Annotated in this window: 4 protein-coding genes; 2 read left to right on the top strand and 2 right to left on the bottom strand. The window is 67.5% G+C overall.

Annotation, left to right across the window (positions count from 1 at the left end):
- Positions 1 to 11: 11 nt before the first annotated feature.
- Both JWR81_RS04885 and JWR81_RS04880 read right to left on the bottom strand, forming a co-directional pair.
- Positions 12 to 554: a quercetin 2,3-dioxygenase gene (locus JWR81_RS04885; RefSeq protein ID WP_297647052.1), complete on the bottom strand. Its 543-nt coding sequence runs from the start codon at positions 552 to 554 to the stop codon at positions 12 to 14.
- A 282-nt stretch (positions 555 to 836) separates the two neighbouring features.
- Entirely contained in the window at positions 837 to 1904 is a 1068-nt protein-coding gene (locus tag JWR81_RS04880) for an extradiol ring-cleavage dioxygenase (protein WP_297647048.1), read from the bottom strand.
- 169 nt (positions 1905 to 2073) lie between these two features.
- On the opposite strand from JWR81_RS04880, the gene JWR81_RS04875 reads away from it, so the two are divergent.
- Entirely contained in the window at positions 2074 to 2616 is a 543-nt protein-coding gene (locus tag JWR81_RS04875; protein WP_297647045.1) for a MarR family winged helix-turn-helix transcriptional regulator, read from the top strand.
- A 134-nt stretch (positions 2617 to 2750) separates the two neighbouring features.
- A complete protein-coding gene (locus tag JWR81_RS04870) occupies positions 2751 to 3038 on the top strand; it encodes a hypothetical protein (protein ID WP_297647042.1) in 288 nt (95 codons plus the stop codon).
- Positions 3039 to 3092: the final 54 nt, after the last annotated feature.

Below are 3092 nucleotides of genomic sequence, written 5' to 3'. Positions count from 1 at the left end.
GTCCACCGGGGTCAGGCATCGGGGGAGTTCTGCTTGCGGCGCTCCGGATCCCACTCGGCCTCCAGGTGCCAGTCGAACTTCTCGGCCACCTCGGCGAGACGCTCTTCCGTGGGGAAGTCGCCACCCTCGCCACGGTCGGGCGGCAGGTACTTCTGGGTGGTCGCGCCGAGATCGCCGAAGAACTGCTCGAACCCACCAGGGCTGATGAAGCACAGGAAGCGGGCGAACGACGACTCGATCCGGAACTTGTGCGGCGCGCCCTTGGGGATTCGGATGAAGTCACCCACGTTCATGAGCTGCTCCAGGTCGGAGACCCAGACACGGACCTGCCCATCGAGGATGAAGAAGGCCTCGGCTTCCCCGGCGTGCGAATGGGGCGGCGCGTCAGTGCCCTGGGTGCCTGCCATCTCGATGAGTGAGAAGTCGCCGCCCGTCTCCAGTTTTCGGGCCTTCGTGGTGACGAGCGCGTCGAAGGAGACCACGCGCGGTCCCTCGGCTGCCGGCAGATAATAAGCATCGTCGGTGCCGGGGAGCTCGTACGGAAAGTTCGTCATGTGGTGAACTCCCTCCTCAGGGGCGACACACGTCAGAAGAAATGGGTGAGGTTGTTCTCGGTCATGGGTGGTTCCCTTCGCGTGCGTCGCGCCCTCGGACGAGCACTCGGATTCGGAGGAGCTCGGCCGGGAAACGGCGGCCGGGCCCGAGCGGGGGAGGTGGCGGCCGGGGCAGTGCCGCTCGATCTGTAGTGGTCGGAAGAAGACGTGAGATACCCGATGGGTCGGGCGTTTCTCAGTCGGAGCCGAGGAGTGCTTGCATGGTGTCCCGATGCACGTGCGTCACGGCTCGTAGGTGGCGAAGACCTTGTTGGAGTTGAAGACGTCGGTCTCGGTGAACTCCGACCACGTCGGCACCGGCCGGCCGATGCGGTCCATCGCGCCGAGCAGCGGGAACCAGTTGAGGAGTTCCTGCTGGCCGGCCGCCTCGACGTCGTCGAGCGGGACCAACCGCCAGGCGTCGACATCCCCGGCAACGAGGTGGTCGTAGAGGGCGCGGTCGCTGGGGGTGTCGGGTCGCAGCCGCCAAGTCTTGTCGCAGATGAACGCGTGCGACCAGCTCGAGGAGGCGACCAGCGCGACCCGCCACGGGGACTCGGCGAGGATCTCCGCGACGGTACCGCCGATGTCGACCATGCGGGACGGCCGCGGTGACGGTGGGTCCAGCTCGCGGACGTCGTCGAAGCGGCTCATGAAGCCCTGGTAGCTGACCACGCGGCGGCCGTAGCAGTTGATCGGGAACGGCAGCACCGGATACTCGAAGCCGACGCGGTGGTAGTCGAGGTAGAGCACCGCGTTCAGGAACGCGTGCGGCAGGCCGGGGTGGTGCAGCTGCCGGTAGGCGTAGGGGACGTCGACCCCGCGCTCGAGCAGGTGGGTGGCGAGATGGCGGCCGATGTCCGGACGGCCCTTGACGGTGATCGTCGTGTCCGCGGCTTCGCCCCAGATGTTGGCCCGGCCCGCCATGTCCGAGGACTCGGCCGCGTGCGCCCAGGGGCGGACGTCGACGTCGTCGTAGGCGAGTACCGCGTAGGGCGGGATGATGTCGTCGCGGAAGTTCTCGTACTGGTCGTCACCCCAGACCAGGACGACGTCCGGCTCGAAGTCGTCCAATGCCTGTCTGGTGCGCTCGAAGCCCTTGATCAACGCGGCCCGGTGCTCCGCCGCGGAGGCGCGGCCCTCGTCGGAACCCCATTCGCGGCGCATCAGCTCCGGCCAGTTGGCCGGGTCCTTCTCGCGCTCCGGGATCGCGGGGTCCTGCAGGGTCCGGCGCAGGATGCCGGCCATGTCGTCGTCGGTGCCACTGAAGGGCGGGTAGTGCGACAGTCCGATTCCGAGCAACTCTGCCACGGGAACCTCCTTCGGTGACCCGGAATCCGGCCACTGCACGCAGGACATTAGTCATGATTTATAACTATCGTCAAGGGTGAGTATCCTGGTCGTGAACGATAAAAATCAGCACCTTGATAGGCTCGCCGCTGAACTTTCACGGCTCGGAGCAGGTCGAGGGGGAGTGCGTATGGCGTCGGGCGGGGACACCGGTCTGTCGGTGTCCGACCAGGTGGCACGGTCGGCCGCGGAGTACGGGGTGGAGCTGGATCCCGGCGTCCTCCAGCTCACCCTGATGCTCTACCGGGCGGTCACGGTGTTCGATCGGGCGCACACCGCGGAGCTGAGCCCGCACGGGTTGAACCTCGCGCAGTTCAACGTCATCAGCGTGCTGCACCGTGCCGGCAGGCCACTCGCGATGGGCGAGTTGGCCGACGCCGTCTCGGTCCGCCCGGCCAACCTCACCAGCGTGGTCGACGGTCTGGCGGGGAAGTCCCTGGTGGATCGGCAGCTCAACCCCGACGACCGGCGGTCGTTCCTGGTCGACCTCACCACGGCGGGGCAGGAGTTCCTGGCGGGCTTCCTGCCGGGGCACTGGCGCTACCTCCAGTCGCTCACCGGGGGGCTGAGCCTGCGCCAACGCGAGCAGCTGACCAGCCTGCTGGAGCGCCTGATGCAATCGGTCAAGGAGGCCGACGCTCCCGTCGAGTCCTCGTCCCGGCTGACGTTCTGACGGACGTTGCCCGGGCGCTGCCCCGGTCCGTCGGGGATGCGGTTCGTTGACAGTCGGGCGGCCGGCTGTCAATCTCTTCCCGGAGATACTACAACGGCTGAAGTAAATCCGGGTGGGCCAGCCGGGGCCTCCCGATGAGCGAACTGAGCCAGCTCGTCGCGCTCCGCGCGACCAACCTCTCGGGGATCGTGAACCATCTCGTCGAACGAGGTCTCGCGGAGCGCCACCGCGGGCGCGACGCGCGGTCGCGCATCGTGCGAGTCAGCGTCGCGGGTACGGAGTTCCTCGAGGGGTTCCTGCCGCGGCACCGCCGGTACCTGCGCGAACTCACCCACGACCTCAGGAACAGCGAGCTCAGCACACTCTCGACGTTGCTGCGGCGCCTTCAGGCGTCGGTGGAAACGACCGGCCCGACCCATTGACCCGGCTCTCGTCGGACACTGCCGGGTTCCTTCGTACTTCGCTGGCATCTTCGC

Source organism: Pseudonocardia sp. (assembly GCF_025965585.1).
Lineage (GTDB): Bacteria > Actinomycetota > Actinomycetes > Mycobacteriales > Pseudonocardiaceae > Pseudonocardia.
Note: the sequence above shows the minus strand (reverse complement) of the source record. Positions and strands in the feature narration are given on the sequence as shown.